The organism is Aestuariirhabdus sp. LZHN29 (assembly GCF_049985285.1).
In the GTDB taxonomy this organism is placed as follows: Bacteria; Pseudomonadota; Gammaproteobacteria; order Pseudomonadales; family Aestuariirhabdaceae; genus Aestuariirhabdus.
Genome location: NZ_JBNIEU010000001.1, coordinates 1,335,959 through 1,351,453 on the forward strand (window position 1 = coordinate 1,335,959; position 15,495 = coordinate 1,351,453).

The window sequence follows — 15,495 nt, forward strand, 5'->3', positions numbered from 1 at the left end:
TGCTCCTAGTGGCGGAAGTGGCGCATGCCGGTAAAGACCATGGCCATGCCGGCTTCGTTCGCCGCATCGATCACTTCCTGGTCTCGCATTGAGCCGCCGGGCTGAACCACAGCGCTGATGCCAGCTTTGGCTGCGGCATCAATCCCATCGCGAAAGGGGAAAAAAGCATCGGATGCCATAACGGACCCTTTCACTTCGAGGTTTTCGTCGGCGGCCTTGATGCCTGCGATGCGCGCACTATAAACGCGGCTCATCTGGCCGGCGCCTACACCGATGGTCTGGCCGTTGCGGGCGTACACAATAGCGTTGGATTTGACGTACTTTGCCACGCGCCAGGCGAACAGCAGGTCACCGAGTTCAGCCGCTGTGGGCTGACGTTCCGTAACGACCTTGAGGTCGCTCGCTGTAATATTGCCAAGGTCGATATCCTGCACCAAAAGGCCACCGTTAACACGTTTGTAATCGAAGCCGGCGATGCGCTCGAGGGGCCACTGGCCGCAGGCGAGCAGGCGAACGTTTTGCTTTTGCGACAAGACTTTTGCGGCCTCGGCGCTAACGCTCGGGGCAATAATGACCTCGACAAACTGGCGCTCGATAATCGCCTGGGCGGTATCGGCGTTGAGTTCGCGGTTAAAGGCGATAATGCCACCAAAAGCCGAGGTGGGGTCGGTCTGGTAGGCAAGTAGATAGGCTTCCAGCGCGTCGCTGCCAACGGCTACGCCGCAGGGGTTGGCGTGCTTGACGATCACGCAGGCGGCTTCTTCGAAGGATTTTACGCACTCCAGCGCGGCGTCGGTATCGGCGACGTTATTGAAAGAGAGCGCCTTGCCCTGCAGTTGACGTGCGGTAGCAACGCTGGCCTCAGCAGGGCTCTTCTCAACGTAAAATGCTGCCCGCTGGTGGGGGTTTTCGCCGTAGCGCATATCTTGCGCCTTGACCAACTGGGTATTAAAGGTGCGCGGAAAGGCCTCGGCGGCGTCCCCCTGGGTCAAACGGCCCAGGTAGTTGGCGATGGCGCCGTCGTAGGCGGCGGTGTGTTCAAATGCCTTAACCGCGAGATCAAAGCGGGTCGCCTGCCCCAGGCTGCCACTATTTTGCTCCAGCTCATCGAGAATGGAGCCGTAGTCGCTGCTGTTGACCACAATCGAAACGTAGCGGTGATTCTTGGCGGTAGCGCGAACCATGGTCGGGCCACCGATATCGATATTTTCAATGGCCATCGGCAGGTCGCAATCGTCACGGGCGATGGTTTGTTCGAAGGGATAGAGATTGACCACGACCATATCAATGGGCTGAATTCCGTGGGCGGCCATTACCTCATCATCCTGACCGCGTCGAGCGAGAATACCACCGTGAATTTTGGGGTGCAGTGTTTTCACACGACCGTCCATCATCTCCGGGAATCCGGTGTAATCGGACACTTCCACTGCAGGGATGCCGCTGTCGGTCAGGAGGCGAAAGGTGCCGCCGGTGGACAAAATCTCGATGCCCTGTTGGTGGAGGGCCTGGGCAAATTCGACGATGCCCGTCTTGTCAGAAACACTGATCAGCGCTCTGCGAACAGGTAGGGTTTGTTGGTCAGCCATAGTCATAGGTTCGATTGGAAGTTGATGAAAGGGGGTCTGATAATGCAAAAAGGCGGATTGAAACCAATCCGCCTTTTTAATCTGTGTTTACAGCAAGCCGTACTGCTTTAGCTTCTTGCGCAGGGTGCCCCGATTAAGCCCCAACAGTATCGACGCCTTGGTCTGGTTGCCCTTAACGTGGGTCATGACGACCTCCAGCAGCGGAGCTTCTACCTCCGACAGAACCATCTGGTAGACGTCGGTAACCGACTGTCCCTCAAGGTGAGAGAAGTAGTTGCTGAGCGCATTTTGGACGCAGTCGCGCAGGGTTTCTCCCTTTTCGATTTGTTGAGTCAGATGTTGACGCAGGTCTACATTCGCTGCTGTCATTTCGTTAGGAGCTAGTTCGGGTGCAGTCATGCCGCAATTTCCTCATTGTTAATTAGGCGTTCACAGAATTGCTGAACGCTTTCGCGCTGAGCCTGTGCACTTTCGAGTCGGACAAAGTCCCGTCGAAAAGAGCTACCGCCCGGCTGCGTATTGGTGTACCAAGCGACATGCTTGCGCGCGATCCGTACGCCCAGATATTCGCCATAGAAGGCGTGAATACTTCCCAGATGCTCGAGAAGTATTGACTGGAACTCTCGCAGGTCGATGGTGCCCAGGGTGGTGCCGGTGCGAAGGTGATGGTTGATCTCGCGGAAAATCCAGGGCCGGCCATGGGCTCCGCGACCGATCATCACACCATCGGCACCGGTGTAGTCGATAACAGCCTTGGCGTCGCCGGGGCTGTTGATGTCTCCATTAGCGATCACAGGGATACTGACCGCTTGTTTGATGTGGGCGATGGTGTCGTACTCGACGGCCCCCTTATAGGCGCAAGCGCGGGTTCTACCGTGCACCGCGATGGCCCTGATGCCGCAGTCCTCCGCGATTCGAGCAATGCTGACGCCGTTGCGATTTTCTGGATTCCAACCGGTGCGAATCTTGACCGTGACCGGAACTTCAACGGCATCCACTACCGATTGCAGTATCTCTCGTACCAAAGGTTCATCGCGCAGCAGTGCGGAGCCTGCGGCCTTGTTGCATACTTTTTTGGCCGGGCAGCCCATATTGATATCGACGATCTGCGCACCCAGGCGCACGCTCTCGATGGCGGCCTGGGCCATCATTTGCGGATCGTTGCCGGCAATCTGTATTGACCGCGGCTCGCTCTCACCCGTGTGGTTAAGGCGCTGGCGGGATTTGCGGGTATTCCACAGTCTTTGATCGCAGGTGACCATCTCGGACACCACCAGTCCGGCACCAAGACGGCGGCACAGCAGCCGGAACGGCTGGTCCGTCACCCCTGCCATCGGGGCTAACACTACCGGGTTGTCTATCTGGTATGGACCTATTTCAAACACAATACAGTCGCCGCATGCTCAGTAATGGGTACGTTTTTGGGGTCGGCGACGGATCAGCGCAAAGGGGGGGCTGGTTAAAAATGAACCTGTCGCACAGGGGGCGGTATCATACTCTGTTGGCGGCAGGCGATAAAGAGGAAAATGGCCGAATTTCCAAGCGTTTGGCGAAAAAATGTACAGCGCGGACGAGCCGCTAATTGGGGCCTAAATCAGGGTGCTGGATAGAAGGCGAGACGGTAGTTAACCGCCTTTTGGCCGGGGTCAACGATCTCCAGTGCCAGGTGAATCGGCGTGCGGCTGGGCATCTCCCGGGCACCGGCGAGCTCCCCGGCGAGGTACTCTGCGGGAGTAAACCGGCGTGAGGCCACAGGCTGCCCCGTCAAGTCAGAAAAACTGAGCTGGATCGCGGGGAAGGGTTGGCTGTAATTTGCGAGGTTGCTGATGATGGCGTCCACCACCAGCGCGTTTTCGAACTTCGGATGGCTCCGCACTACCAGGTTGGTACCACGGATAGCCGCGATGTTGATCTTGTCCGGCAAGGCACACCCAAACCGCTCGCAGGCTACCTGATAATAGGGGCGCAGTGTATCCAGTCGGGCCAATTGATTCCGATCATACCAGGCATACTGCAGCGCCAGTGCGGCCGCAGCCAGCAGGCAGGCCATTGTGGTGAGCACGGTTTTCCAGCGCGCGGGCCTATCCGGCAGGTGCAGGTTGAGTGGCTCATCGTTAAGGGCGTGAAGTGCTCGCTTGTCGGCGCGCAATCCGCCCATCTCATTCTGATCCGGTGCCTTTTTGTTTTCTGCGGCTTCGAGTTTGTTGATCTCGTCAAACGTTGACAGGTCGGTATCTGAAAAATCCGGTTCACCGTCGAGACCCCATTCATTACTTTCCGCGAGGGGTTTTTGTTTCGGCGGGGCTGCAGGTGCTGGTGGGGGCGCTTTCTGCTCCTTCTCCAGCTCCTCAAGCATATCCATTGCCCAGCTTTCATCGGCGGCCTCATGTCCGACGTGGTCCCTGTCACCGGTATAGGTGCCGGTTTGCTCAGGACTCCATGCCTCCAGATTCGTGAAGTCATCGCTGAGTTCAAACTCTTGCCGTTTGGGTTCAGGAGGTGGCGGTGCAGGGCGCGGTGGCGCTGCAGCGGGTCGCTGGGTTGGAGCGGGAGCCGGTTTTGGGGTCGGGGCCGGAGTGGGCTGGCCTGCGGCAGAAGCGTCGGGCTGGGCGATAATATGGTTGGTCGCTTTAAAAACGTGCAAACAGGAGCCGCAGCGCACTGACCCGTTGGCCGCTTGCAGTTGGGCTCGGGTTAGACGGAATGCTGTTTGGCACTGCGGGCAGCGTGTGACCCAGGTTTTACTCATAATTGACGACTTCTAGTGGCGGGAGGAGATCCCTTCTTCCGGACCTGTCGAGTGTATCCAATATAGTGCATATAAGGCTAGTCGTGTGGCGTGGGATCAGGCGCGTTTACGCCCATAAAGCAGAACCCAGTCACCTTTTACCCGCGGAGGCTCCATCTCAAAGCTGGCGCTGTAGGTGTCCAGCACATCCTGCGCTTGCTCCACCAGGATTCCGGAGAGCGCCAGCCGACCACCGCCTTTAAGCAATGAATCGAGCGTCGGATACAGCTGCTGTAGCGGGCCAGCGAGAATGTTGGCGACCACCAGGTCGGCCTCTATCTCCGGCGTGTTGTCCGGCAGGTAGAGATCCATCGCCGTAACAGGAAGCTGGTTGCGTTGCAGGTTATCGGCGCTGGCCTCGATCGCCTGGGGGTCGTAGTCCACGCCAATAACGCGGCCTGCACCTAACAGCAATGCAGCGATGCCAAGAATACCGGATCCGCAACCGTAATCGACGACGGTTTGTCCGCTCAGGGGCTGGCTATCGAGCCATTCGAGGCATAATGCCGTGGTTGGGTGTGTTCCGGTGCCGAAGGCGAGGCCGGGGTCCAGCATCAGGTTCACCGCATTGGGGTCTGGAACCGGCTTCCAGCTGGGGCACACCCATAAGCGTTGACCGAAACGGGTGGGCTCGAAGTGAGTCATCCATTCGCGAGTCCAGTCCTTGTCTTCGAGAATCTCAATTTTGTGCCGAGGCAGGGGGCTTCCGAGGGCGGCCTGCAGTTGTTGCAGCACCTGCTCCATATCGGTCTCTGCATCAAACAGCGCGGTGAGCCGGGTGTGATCCCACAGTGGCGTGTAATCAGGGGTCGGTTCAAACAGCGGTTGATCTTCGTTATCTTCCAGTGTTACCGCCGAGGCCCCAAAGGCAAGCAGGAACTCTTCGAACCGCTCGATGTTGTCAGGTGTTATATCGATTCGTAGTTGTAACCAGGCCATCGTGAATTCCTGTGGGGCGTCGGGATAAAGGGTTCGCAATTATAGGGCCTGTGGCGCCGATACTGCCAGTACCGCCCGGTGCTTGATTGCAAATCGCCATGGGGCTGGTCACAATGTTGTACATTATCTCGTCAGGGAAAGGCCAGGGCTCGTGCATGGGGATCAATAGACTTTTGGGGCGCATCAGCATCGGATGGCTGACTCTGCTGCTGGGCCTTTTTTCTGGCCCGGTTCTCGCTTTGCAGAGCGTCACCTTGCAATTAAAGTGGAAGCACCAGTTTCAATTTGCAGGCTATTACGCGGCGATAGAGAACGGCTACTACCGCGCCGCAGGGTTGGACGTTAATGTTGTCCAGGCCCAGGAGGGAGAGGACCCTATACAGGCGGTGATTGATGGCAAAGCCGAGTTTGGTGTCGGCACCAGTGACCTGTTACTGCTGCGCCAACGGGGGGAGCCGGTGGTGGTACTAGGGGTGGTATTCCAGCACTCGCCGCTGGGTTTGCTGGCTCGTGGTGACGGCTCGGTACGCAATGTCCATGACCTGGCCGACAAGCCGCTGATGATCGAAGCTAACTCGGCGGAGCTGTTCGCGTACCTGTCGAGTGAGGGAATCAGCAGTTCGCGCCTGGATATTGTACATCACAGTTTTGATATCGAGGATCTACTATCGGGAAACGTGGCGGCAATGTCGGTGTACGTTACCGACGAGCCCTTTGCCCTAAAACAGGCCGGGGTTAGGTATCAGCTGTTTGAGGCGTCCGAGGGTGGCGTCGATTTTTACGGCGACAATTTTTTTACCACCGAGCAGATGATAGCCCAGTCCCCCAAGGTTGTTGCGGCGTTCAGGGAGGCGACGCTCAAAGGCTGGCGCTACGCGATGGACCATCCCGAGGAGTTGGTGCAGGTCATTCAAAGCAAATACAGTGACCGCCACAGCACCGATCATCTGCGGTTTGAGGCCCAGGAGATGCAGCGCCTGCTGCGCCCGGACCTGGTCGATGTCGGCTATATGAGCGAGGGTCGGTGGCAGCACATCGCCGGAATTTACCATGAACAGGGGATGCTGCCGGAAAACGCCAATCTGGAGGGTTTTCTGTACGACCCCACCGCAGCAGACTCGGTGATATGGCAGCCCTGGGTGTGGGTTTGGTTGCTGTTGACATCGGTTGCGCTGCTGCTGGTAATGGCGTTTTATCGACTGAACCGCCGCCTGTCCGGAAGCGAAGCCTGGTTGCAGATGATTTTGGATCACGCCCCGACGGCCTTAGTGCAGATTGATGGTCGGGGCTGTGTACAGGTGTGGAATCAACAAGCACAGCAGACCTTTGGGTGGCGGCGTGATGAGGTGATAGGGCGCACGCTGAACGATTTCCTGATCCCTGAGGAGGAGCAAAAGGGAGTTAATGAAACGCTCCAGAGCCTCGCGCAGCGCAGTGTTCAACAGCACGAAAACTGGAACCTGACCAAAAGCGGACGCAAGATTCTCTGCGATTGGCGCAATGTGGCGTTGCCATCAACGTCAAGTCAGGGGCGTATGGTGGTGGCGATGGCGATCGATATTACCGAGCGCAAGCGCATGGAAACTCGCTTGCATGAGCTGGCCCACAGCGATCTATTAACGGGGGTGGCGAATCGTACGCTATTTTACGATCAGTTCGAAAGGGCGATAAAACTGGCTGCTCGACGCAGCGCCCGATTGGCGCTGATGTTTGTGGATCTGGATGATTTTAAAGCAGTGAATGACTGTTTTGGTCACGAGTCCGGCGACGCGGTATTACAGGTGACTGTTGCTCGCATCCGGGGTTGTATTCGCAGTACTGATATCCTCGCCCGTCATGGCGGGGATGAGTTTGTAGTGCTGCTGGAGGATTGTGGTGAGAATAAAATAATTACCGACATCGCCACCAAGATCGTCAACGCGGTTACCCGTCCTATTCCCCTGCCTTCGGGTGATACCGCGCAGATCGGAGCCTCCATCGGTATCAGTCTTTATCCACAGCATGGAGAAGATAGTGATGCCCTGACACGCTCGGCGGACAAGGCGATGTACCGGGTAAAGGGCTCGGGTAAGCAGGGGTATCAAATCGCGGAGTAGTATCGACGTCCGGCACCGCTCTCGCTGGGCCAGGGTTAATCAGCCCTTCGAGGCCAGGATCATCAGGTTTCTCGGGGTGAGTTGATAGTCACAAAACTCACCCAGGCGCACGCTGTAACCCTGTTGCTGCAGGAAGAGCGCGCGGTCCAGCACCAGCCACAGCTCCAGCGGTCGCCGAAACAGGTGTCGCACTAACTCGATGCGCGCAACGGTATCTGCGCGCTCCACCCCCCGCGCCTCGAATGCGTCGTAATCGATCGGTTGTTGCAGGCACAGCTGTTTGCGCTGAGCCATATAGCGACAAAAACCGGCAAAATCCCCCCCCATTACGCGGCGGGGAACCGGCGGGCAGTTGAGGTAGTCATCCACGCCCCGCAGCTGGCGTTGTAGCAGGTCGAAGCCGAGCCGCCAATGGAACTCACGGTTCCGCTGGCGTCGCTCACGGGCGCCAGCAGTCACGGTCTCCTGTACGACCAGACGCAGGTCATGGCGCGTCAGCTTCAGCGCGCTGGCAGCGCCGGATGGGCTGATGGGTTGATAGTGATCACTATCGATCAAGTGATAACAGCATGGGGAAAGGCTGATACGCTCAACGCCTTTGGCACTGGCCCGCTGCAGCAGCTGTAAATGCAGTTGGCCGCAGGCGTGCAGTGCTACCGCATGCTGATTGGGTGAGAGGTGAGGCTCAACCGCGTCGGAAAGCACGTCGCAGGTGACCATTTGGCAACTCGAATGATGGCGTTCCGCCAGCGCTTCTCCATCACGGCACAGGGAGGCCTGTAACTCCAGACTGGTGACAGTGCCGCCATGAACCTGATGCAGCACTCGGCCCAGATGCCCTTTGCCCGCGCACCATTCGAGAAAGGGCCTCGATTCTTGTGGCAACGCTGCACTGAATGCCTGTACCTGCCGCCATTTGCGTCCGGGCACTCCGTAACTCAATAGTGGCTCGACACTAACCGGGCTATTGACGGGGAGGGTGCTTGTATTAATCAGTGCGTGCAGGGCATCAATATTGTCTATGAAGGGGCTCAAGGCGGCCAGGCGCGCCGCCATATCCTCCTCCAGCGCCGTGACCTGGTCGGGCTTGAGTTGCTGCAAATAACCTAATAGTGGCGGGTTGTGTGTCCACGGCAGGGCCATCTCCGCGAAGGGGCGTAGCTGCCAATAGGGCTTAAGTTCCAGTAACAGTTGGTCCAGTTGCTGAAATTGCAGTAACAGGTCCTGCTTCGGTTGGGTGAGGAGAGGCGACATAGTGGCCGCATCATACGCGCGGATCTGCCGATGAGGCTACAGCGGATAACGGGAGTGCCCCGCAGGGGCGACAGTTTTGGTCCGATTTTCGAAAATCGGGGTTAGGGTTTTTACGTATAATTGCCGCCTTTCACACCCTCCCTCGTATAAAAAATTATTTTCTGGAGTGTTATCGATGCAAGATTTGGTGAATACCCTTAACGGGTTTATCTGGAGCCCGGCGCTGATCTATCTGTGCCTGGGCGCGGGTCTGTTTTTCTCTATCCTGACCCGGTTCGTGCAGGTTCGTCACTTTGGTGAGATGTGGCGGCTACTATTCTCCGGTAAGGAATCCGATAAGGGTATCTCCTCCTTCCAGGCCTTGGCGGTATCTCTTTCTGGTCGTGTGGGTACCGGTAATATTGCCGGTGTCGCCGCCGCGATCGGCTTTGGTGGCCCGGGTGCCGTGTTCTGGATGTGGATGGTGGCCTTTTTGGGCGCGGCTACCGCGTACATCGAATCCACCCTTGCGCAGATCTACAAAGAGGAGCAGGAGGGCCAATATCGAGGTGGCCCCGCTTACTATATCGAGAAAGCGATGGGGCAGAAGTGGTACGCCTGGATCTTTGCCATCTCCACCATTGTGGCCGTCGGTGTGCTGCTACCTGGCGTGCAGTCCAACAGCATCGGTAACGCCGTGGAGCTGGCCTTCGGCAGTGGTGCCATGATCGATACGGCGATGGGCGAGATCAGCTTTGCCAAGATTCTGACCGCGACGGTGGTTGTCATGGTGTTGGCCTTCATCATCTTTGGTGGCGTCAAGCGAATTGCGCACTTTACCCAGTTTGTGGTGCCGTTTATGGCTCTGGCCTACATCGTAATCGCGTGCGTGATCATCGCCCTGAATATCAGCGAGGTGCCTGCAATTTTTGGAATGATCCTGAACGATGCATTCACTCCCATGGCAGGTGTTGGCGCTGCAATCGGGTGGGGCGTAAAGCGCGGTGTCTACTCCAACGAAGCGGGCCAGGGAACCGGACCTCACGCAGCGGCAGCGGCTGAAGTGCAGCACCCCGCCCAACAGGGGCTGGTGCAGGCGTTCTCTGTGTACGTAGATACCCTCTTCGTGTGCTCGGCTACGGCCTTTATGATCCTGATTACCGGCGCGTACAACGTGCACGGTGTCGGTGATGCGTTTCTGGTGCAGAATATCGCTGCTGAGATCGCCGCGAACAGCCCGGCCTATACCCAAACCGCGGTTGAAAGCGTTTTGCCGGGCGTCGGTAAACCTTTCGTGGCGCTAGCGCTGTTCTTCTTCTCCTTCACCACAATCCTGGCGTACTACTACATCGCCGAGACCAATGTGGCGTACATCAAACGCACGATCCATGTGCCGGGTCTGACCTTTGCGTTGAAGATCGCGCTCATGGCATCAACTTTCTACGGCGCCGTAAAAACTGCGGATCTAGCCTGGGGGATGGGCGATGTGGGTGTGGGCCTGATGGCGTGGTTGAACATCATCGGCATCCTGATCATCTTCTTTATGGCACGGCCTGCCATCAAAGCGCTGAAGGATTACGAGCGCCAGCAGAAAGAGGGTGTCGAGAAATACACCTTTGACCCTGAAAATCTTGGCATCAAGAATGCGGATTTCTGGGTGAAGCGTAACGCCGAAAAGTAACCGGAAAATGAGTGCGGATTAACGAAAAGCCACGCCCAAAGCGTGGCTTTTTTAGTTCACAAGGGCGAAGGGGGGGTACTGGGGATCTATAATTTGCGTCGGCAAAGGGGCCCTCAGCTGCTATGGTTAGCGTTTGCCATCGCGGCGGTATATCGCGGGGTATCGTTGCGCATTGAAAGACAGGAGTTGCAGTGCAATCAATAATCTCCGTTACCGGTCTCGGTAAAACCTACGACTCAGGCTTTGAAGCCTTGCGCGACATCCACCTGGATATTCGCCGCGGCGAGATCTTTGCGCTGTTGGGTCCCAACGGCGCGGGCAAAACCACCCTGATCAGTATTCTGTGCGGTATTGTTAACCCGAGCGGGGGCACGGTGCTAGCAGGTGGGCACGACATTACCCGGGAGTACCGAGCGGCGCGGAGTAAAATCGGCCTGGTTCCCCAGGAGCTCTGCACCGACTCCTTTGAAAGTGTGTGGGCGACGGTCAAGTTTAGTCGCGGACTCTTCGGCAAGCCTCCCAATGGAGCCTATCTCGAACAGATATTGCGTCAGCTCTCCCTCTGGGACAAAAAAGATGCCCAGTTGCGCGAGCTCTCAGGGGGTATGAAGCGGCGGGTGATGATCGCCAAGGCACTCTCCCATGAGCCCGACATCCTGTTTCTGGATGAGCCGACTGCGGGGGTCGATGTCGAGCTGCGCCGTGATATGTGGAATATGGTGCGTGAGCTGCGTGAGCGGGGGGTCACGATTATTCTTACTACCCATTACATCGAGGAGGCCGAGGAGATGGCCGATCGAATCGGTGTGATTAACAGGGGGCAACTGATTCTGGTTGAGGAGAAGGAGGCGCTGATGGCGCAGCTGGGCAAGAAAGAGTTGCGGGTCTCCTTACAGGAGCCCCTGCAGGAATTGCCCGCGGTGCTGGAACCCTACCAATTGGGGTTGTGTGAAGAGGGTCATGTGCTGGTTTACGGGTACGATACCCAACAAACAACCAATGGCATTGCTGATCTTTTGCGTAGCCTTGCTGAGCTGGGGCTCGAAGTCAGGGATTTGCATTCGAGCGAAAGCTCCCTGGAGGAGATATTTGTGAACCTGGTACGAGGAAGCTGATATGAACCTCCATGGAATACGGGCTATTTATACCTTTGAGATGGCGCGTGCCTGGCGCACCCTGATGCAGAGCATCGCCTCGCCGGTCCTCTCAACAACCCTCTATTTTGTCGTCTTTGGTACCGCCATTGGTAACCGCATGGGTGATATTGATGGCATCAGCTACGGCGCCTTTATTATTCCCGGACTGGTGATGCTGTCGTTGCTGGGGGAGAGTATTTCCAACGCCTCTTTTGGTATCTTCTTCCCCAAGTTTTCCGGCACCATTTATGAGGTGCTGTCGGCTCCGGTATCCCCCTTCGAGATCGTTACCGGCTATGTGGGGGCGGCGGCGACCAAATCGATTTTACTGGGGCTGTTGATTCTGTTGACTGCACGCCTGTTCGTTGACTACCAGATTCAGCACCCGGTGTGGATGCTGGTGTTTCTGGTATTAACGGCGGTTACCTTTAGCCTGTTTGGGTTTGTTATCGGCATCTGGGCCGATGACTTCCAGAAACTGCAGATCATTCCGTTGATGGTTATAACGCCCTTGACCTTCCTCGGCGGCGCCTTCTACTCCATTAGCATGCTGCCCGAACCCTGGCAGACCCTGACCCTGTTTAACCCCGTGGTTTACCTGATCAGCGGTTTTCGTTGGGCGTTTTATGGGGTTGCTGACGTCAACCTTGGCCTCAGCCTGGGGATGACTCTGTTGTTTCTGATCCTCTGTCTTGGCGCGGTGTGGTGGATATTCCGCACCGGCTACCGGATCAAGAGCTGAGTGGTGCGCATGGATATGTGATAATAAAATCACACACTGCCAGGAAACTGCTAAATCAAGAGGGCTTAGCGTCTGTAATGGTGCGTTTTCTTGAATGCGTCGTTTTAGTAAGGCGTGTGTTGAAATAGCAACTTAAGCCTGGTTGATTTGTTATTAAATGACGTAGGTTTTAGAAAGCTGTCTTACAGCTGGATTGATAGAGAGGTTGGTCAGTTGGAATTTAGAAGTGATATTAATGCGTTAAGAGCTGTTGCTGTTGTATCAGTTGTTTTGTTTCATTTTGGCTTGCCTGTATTTTTCGGTGGGTTCGTCGGTGTAGATGTCTTTTTTGTGATCTCCGGGTTCCTCATGACTGGAATAATTATTAAGGGGCTACATGAGGGCCGGTTCTCTTTGTTGAGATTTTATGCTTCAAGGTCTCGCAGAATCATACCTGCTTTGGCAGTTATGTGCTTCGCTCTTCTTGTTTTTGGTTTTATTTATCTTCCGCTCGAAGATTTCAGAGATCTTGCAAAAGGAATTAAAAATAGTCTTTTTTTTGGCTCGAACTTCTATTTCGCGGGTGACGGTGGGTATTTTGACGCCCCGCTAAGTGAAAACTGGATGCTTCATACCTGGTCTCTATCTGTAGAGTGGCAGTTCTATATGGTGTATCCAATCCTTTTGATTGTATTGCATAGATTTTTAGGGTTTCGGGGAGTAAAAATCACGCTTGTATTAATTGCGGTAATGTCGCTGGTTTTGTCAGTTTACGTTACAAGTTATAACGCAACATATGCTTTTTATATGCTCCCTACCAGAGCTTGGCAAATGATAGCAGGAGGCTTGGTTTTTTTGTTTCCCTTGGCTCTTTCTAAAGCTCAGGGGCGTTTTTTTGAAGTGTTAGGTCTTTCGTTCATTTTTATTAGTGTGTATTTTTTTTCTGAAGAGTTGCTGTGGCCGGGTTATTTGGCGCTGTTACCCGTTGTGGGCGCTGTTTTAGTTATCTATGGCAATTCTTCATCGAGGTTTAGCCGTAACAGGTTGCTCCAGTTTGTAGGTAAAATATCGTATTCAGTATATTTATGGCACTGGCCTCTGGTGGTGTTTTTGTATACTTGTGGGCTTCTTGGTAGCTTGTACGCTGTTACGGCTGGAATAGCGCTATCCTTTGTTTTAGGTGCGTTTTCTTTTTATCTCATAGAGTCTAAAGAGTCGATGTTGCCTTCGGCACTTAGGATGCTAGGTAAGTATCTCTTGGTTGTCATCTCTGTTGCTGGTGTATCGGCCGCAATGGCGTCCGCGGCGAAAAAATACCCCGATATTAGATTCCCCTATGTGGAATTTGGTCAGCCTGATTATCGTAGTAAATATTTTTCACAGGAGTGTTTTCCTAATGATTATAAAGCTGCGGAATGTAAATTAGGGGAGGGGGAAGTTTCTGTTATTTTGTTTGGCGATAGCCATGCGCAATCAACAGCGGCAGCTGTTCAGTTGGTGAATAAATCGGCGGCGCTGTCGTGGGCGCGAGGCGGATGTCCTACTCTTCTTAATTTCAGCATGCGTGATAAAAAACTTGAAGATGTATGCAGGGCATTTGTAAGGGATAAAGTAAATATTCTGGCTGACTCTTTTAACGGCATTCCTTTAGTTGTTTTTAACCATTTCAGTCTCTATTTAGATCAAAGTCGTGATAATGATTTTAAGGTATATTTTAATGGGGATGCTAATCAGGGCGGGGATGGTCTGTATAAAGATTATAGAAGGGAGTATGTTAGCACTATATGTGAATTGTCTGTGAATAGGCCTGTATTTATTGTTAGGCCCGTCCCTGTTATGCCGTTCAGTGTATACAAAGGTTTGAATTTACAAAAGAAAATTCTGGGTGAGAACGCTGATATAGCAATCTCACTGGACGAGCATGTTAAGCGAAATCATGAGGCAAATTTAGCTATCGATGAAGCTCGAAAAGAGTGCAATGTAAAAGTTCTTGACCCAGCACCCTATCTTTGCCCCGACGGCAAATGCTTAGGCTCTTACAATGGAAAACCACTCTACTATGATGATAACCATCTAGTAGATGCGGGCAACGATTTACTAAAAGAGTTGTTTATTGACGTAGTTAGGTAGAAAACATCATAGATCTACGCCGGTAAGAGAAGTGTGACTATCAACAGGAAATACTCACTGATCCGTCACTCGTATGCTACTCCCTCTGTACAAACGCAGAAGGAGTAGCATGTATTGGTGACTTCTAGTGGTACTAAGTCAGGGTAAACTCAGTACAGACCGGCCGATCAGGCGAAGGCTTTTTCCAGTGGCGGAACCACCTGCTTCTTGCGGCTCAACACGCCGTCGAGCCAGACCTTGCCGTCGATGATGGAGGTATCAAAGGCCCCCTCGACAATGGACAGGTCATCCCCGACCACCAGCAGTTCAGACCCCTCTTGCATGATATCGGTCAGCAGCAGGCAGACGCTGTGGCGGCCCCCCTCCTGTTTGAGACGTGCAATATCGGTTTGCAGATCGGCTTTGACACTATCAAATACCGACAGGTCGACGGTTTCGAGTTGGCCAATGCCCACTCTTTTTCCGCTCATCTCGAAATCCTTGAAGTCGCGCATGACCAGTTCGCGCACCGGGGTGCCCTCGACCCGTGATTTCACTTTGAACATCTCCACGCCGAAGGCTTTGTAGTCTTCGACGCCGGCGATGGCCGCCAGGGTTTCGACGGCGGCAACGTCAACCGGAGTACAGGTGGGGGACTTGAAAATTACGGTATCGCTGAGGATCGCGCTCATCATGATGCCGGCAATGCCCTTGGGCACCTCGACGTTGTAGTAGTCGTACATCTCTTTGATGATGGTGTTGCTGCACCCGACCGGGCGGATCCAGCATTCCAGCGGCGCGGAGGTGGTGATATCTCCCAGCTTGTGGTGATCAACGATACCCAGCACGGTGGCCTCGGAAAGGTCATCGGGGCTTTGGGCCCGATCAGAGTGGTCGACGATGTACACCGATTCGCCAGCGAATGAGGTTTTCAGCTCGGGGGTATCGAGGCCAAAAGTATCGAGGATAAAGGTGGTTTCGGGGTTCAGCTCTCCCATTCGAACCGGAACGGCTTCTTCACCGATGGCATTTTTCAGGTAGGCGAGGGAGATGGCGGAGCAGATCGAGTCGCTGTCCGGGATTTTGTGGCCAAGTACGTAAGCGGGCATAACAACCTCCAGTAAATTGGCGCACGACTATACCAAAAAACAGCGAGAACGGTAGCCACTACGTTGGTCGATTAATGCTCAACGGGAGCCCGGTGAC

General features: G+C 54.7%; 12 protein-coding genes. 5 read left to right on the plus strand and 7 right to left on the minus strand.

Annotated features, from left to right (window positions below):
• Positions 1–5: 5 nt before the first annotated feature.
• The 5 genes from purH to prmA all read right to left on the minus strand — a co-directional run bounded on the left by purH (position 6) and on the right by prmA (position 5,313).
• Positions 6–1,586, minus strand: a complete 1,581-nt coding sequence (gene purH, locus ACP3PW_RS06355) for a bifunctional phosphoribosylaminoimidazolecarboxamide formyltransferase/IMP cyclohydrolase (protein WP_426415835.1) — start codon at positions 1,584–1,586, stop codon at positions 6–8.
• 87 nt (positions 1,587–1,673) lie between these two features.
• Positions 1,674–1,955 carry a DNA-binding transcriptional regulator Fis gene (fis, locus tag ACP3PW_RS06360; protein WP_426415905.1) on the minus strand — a complete coding sequence of 94 codons (282 nt, stop codon included), beginning with the start codon at positions 1,953–1,955 and terminating at the stop codon, positions 1,674–1,676.
• Positions 1,956–1,981: 26 nt separating this feature from the next.
• A complete protein-coding gene (gene dusB / locus ACP3PW_RS06365; protein WP_426415836.1) occupies positions 1,982–2,971 on the minus strand; it encodes a tRNA dihydrouridine synthase DusB in 990 nt (329 codons plus the stop codon).
• A gap of 209 nt (positions 2,972–3,180) precedes the next feature.
• Entirely contained in the window at positions 3,181–4,335 is a 1,155-nt protein-coding gene (locus tag ACP3PW_RS06370) for a DUF3426 domain-containing protein (RefSeq protein ID WP_426415837.1), read from the minus strand.
• 96 nt (positions 4,336–4,431) lie between these two features.
• Positions 4,432–5,313 (minus strand): 50S ribosomal protein L11 methyltransferase, encoded by an 882-nt coding sequence (gene prmA / locus ACP3PW_RS06375; RefSeq protein WP_426415838.1) that lies wholly within the window; start codon positions 5,311–5,313, stop codon positions 4,432–4,434.
• 155 nt (positions 5,314–5,468) lie between these two features.
• Here prmA and ACP3PW_RS06380 point away from each other — a divergent pair, with 155 nt between their 5' ends.
• A complete protein-coding gene (locus tag ACP3PW_RS06380; RefSeq protein WP_426415839.1) occupies positions 5,469–7,409 on the plus strand; it encodes an ABC transporter substrate-binding protein in 1,941 nt (646 codons plus the stop codon).
• Positions 7,410–7,448: 39 nt separating this feature from the next.
• On the opposite strand, the gene ACP3PW_RS06385 is transcribed toward ACP3PW_RS06380, so the two are convergent.
• On the minus strand, positions 7,449–8,663 hold the full coding sequence (locus ACP3PW_RS06385) for a methyltransferase (RefSeq protein ID WP_426415840.1): 1,215 nt from the start codon (positions 8,661–8,663) through the stop codon (positions 7,449–7,451).
• Positions 8,664–8,838: 175 nt separating this feature from the next.
• On the opposite strand from ACP3PW_RS06385, the gene ACP3PW_RS06390 reads away from it, so the two are divergent.
• The 4 genes from ACP3PW_RS06390 to ACP3PW_RS06405 all read left to right on the plus strand — a co-directional run bounded on the left by ACP3PW_RS06390 (position 8,839) and on the right by ACP3PW_RS06405 (position 14,310).
• A complete protein-coding gene (locus tag ACP3PW_RS06390) occupies positions 8,839–10,323 on the plus strand; it encodes an alanine/glycine:cation symporter family protein (protein WP_426415841.1) in 1,485 nt (494 codons plus the stop codon).
• Between the two features lie 191 nt (positions 10,324–10,514).
• The gene (locus ACP3PW_RS06395; protein ID WP_426415842.1) at positions 10,515–11,438 is read left to right on the plus strand and encodes an ABC transporter ATP-binding protein; all 924 of its coding nucleotides are present in this window, start codon (positions 10,515–10,517) and stop codon (positions 11,436–11,438) included.
• A 1-nt stretch (position 11,439) separates the two neighbouring features.
• On the plus strand, positions 11,440–12,201 hold the full coding sequence (locus tag ACP3PW_RS06400) for an ABC transporter permease (protein ID WP_426415843.1): 762 nt from the start codon (positions 11,440–11,442) through the stop codon (positions 12,199–12,201).
• Between the two features lie 213 nt (positions 12,202–12,414).
• Positions 12,415–14,310: an acyltransferase family protein gene (locus tag ACP3PW_RS06405; RefSeq protein ID WP_426415844.1), complete on the plus strand. Its 1,896-nt coding sequence runs from the start codon at positions 12,415–12,417 to the stop codon at positions 14,308–14,310.
• 167 nt (positions 14,311–14,477) lie between these two features.
• Here the strand turns inward: ACP3PW_RS06405 and ACP3PW_RS06410 are convergent, their stop codons facing one another.
• Positions 14,478–15,398 (minus strand): manganese-dependent inorganic pyrophosphatase, encoded by a 921-nt coding sequence (locus ACP3PW_RS06410; RefSeq protein ID WP_426415845.1) that lies wholly within the window; start codon positions 15,396–15,398, stop codon positions 14,478–14,480.
• Positions 15,399–15,495 lie beyond the last annotated feature (97 nt).

Coding starts and splice junctions, on each gene's coding strand:
- purH (WP_426415835.1), bottom strand. CDS start 1,586: ATGGCTGACCAACAAACCCTACCTGTTCGCAGAGCGCTGATCAGTGTT.
- fis (WP_426415905.1), bottom strand. CDS start 1,955: ATGACAGCAGCGAATGTAGACCTGCGTCAACATCTGACTCAACAAATC.
- ACP3PW_RS06370 (WP_426415837.1), bottom strand. CDS start 4,335: ATGAGTAAAACCTGGGTCACACGCTGCCCGCAGTGCCAAACAGCATTC.
- prmA (WP_426415838.1), bottom strand. CDS start 5,313: ATGGCCTGGTTACAACTACGAATCGATATAACACCTGACAACATCGAG.
- ACP3PW_RS06380 (WP_426415839.1), top strand. CDS start 5,469: ATGGGGATCAATAGACTTTTGGGGCGCATCAGCATCGGATGGCTGACT.
- ACP3PW_RS06385 (WP_426415840.1), bottom strand. CDS start 8,663: ATGTCGCCTCTCCTCACCCAACCGAAGCAGGACCTGTTACTGCAATTT.
- ACP3PW_RS06390 (WP_426415841.1), top strand. CDS start 8,839: ATGCAAGATTTGGTGAATACCCTTAACGGGTTTATCTGGAGCCCGGCG.
- ACP3PW_RS06400 (WP_426415843.1), top strand. CDS start 11,440: ATGAACCTCCATGGAATACGGGCTATTTATACCTTTGAGATGGCGCGT.
- ACP3PW_RS06410 (WP_426415845.1), bottom strand. CDS start 15,398: ATGCCCGCTTACGTACTTGGCCACAAAATCCCGGACAGCGACTCGATC.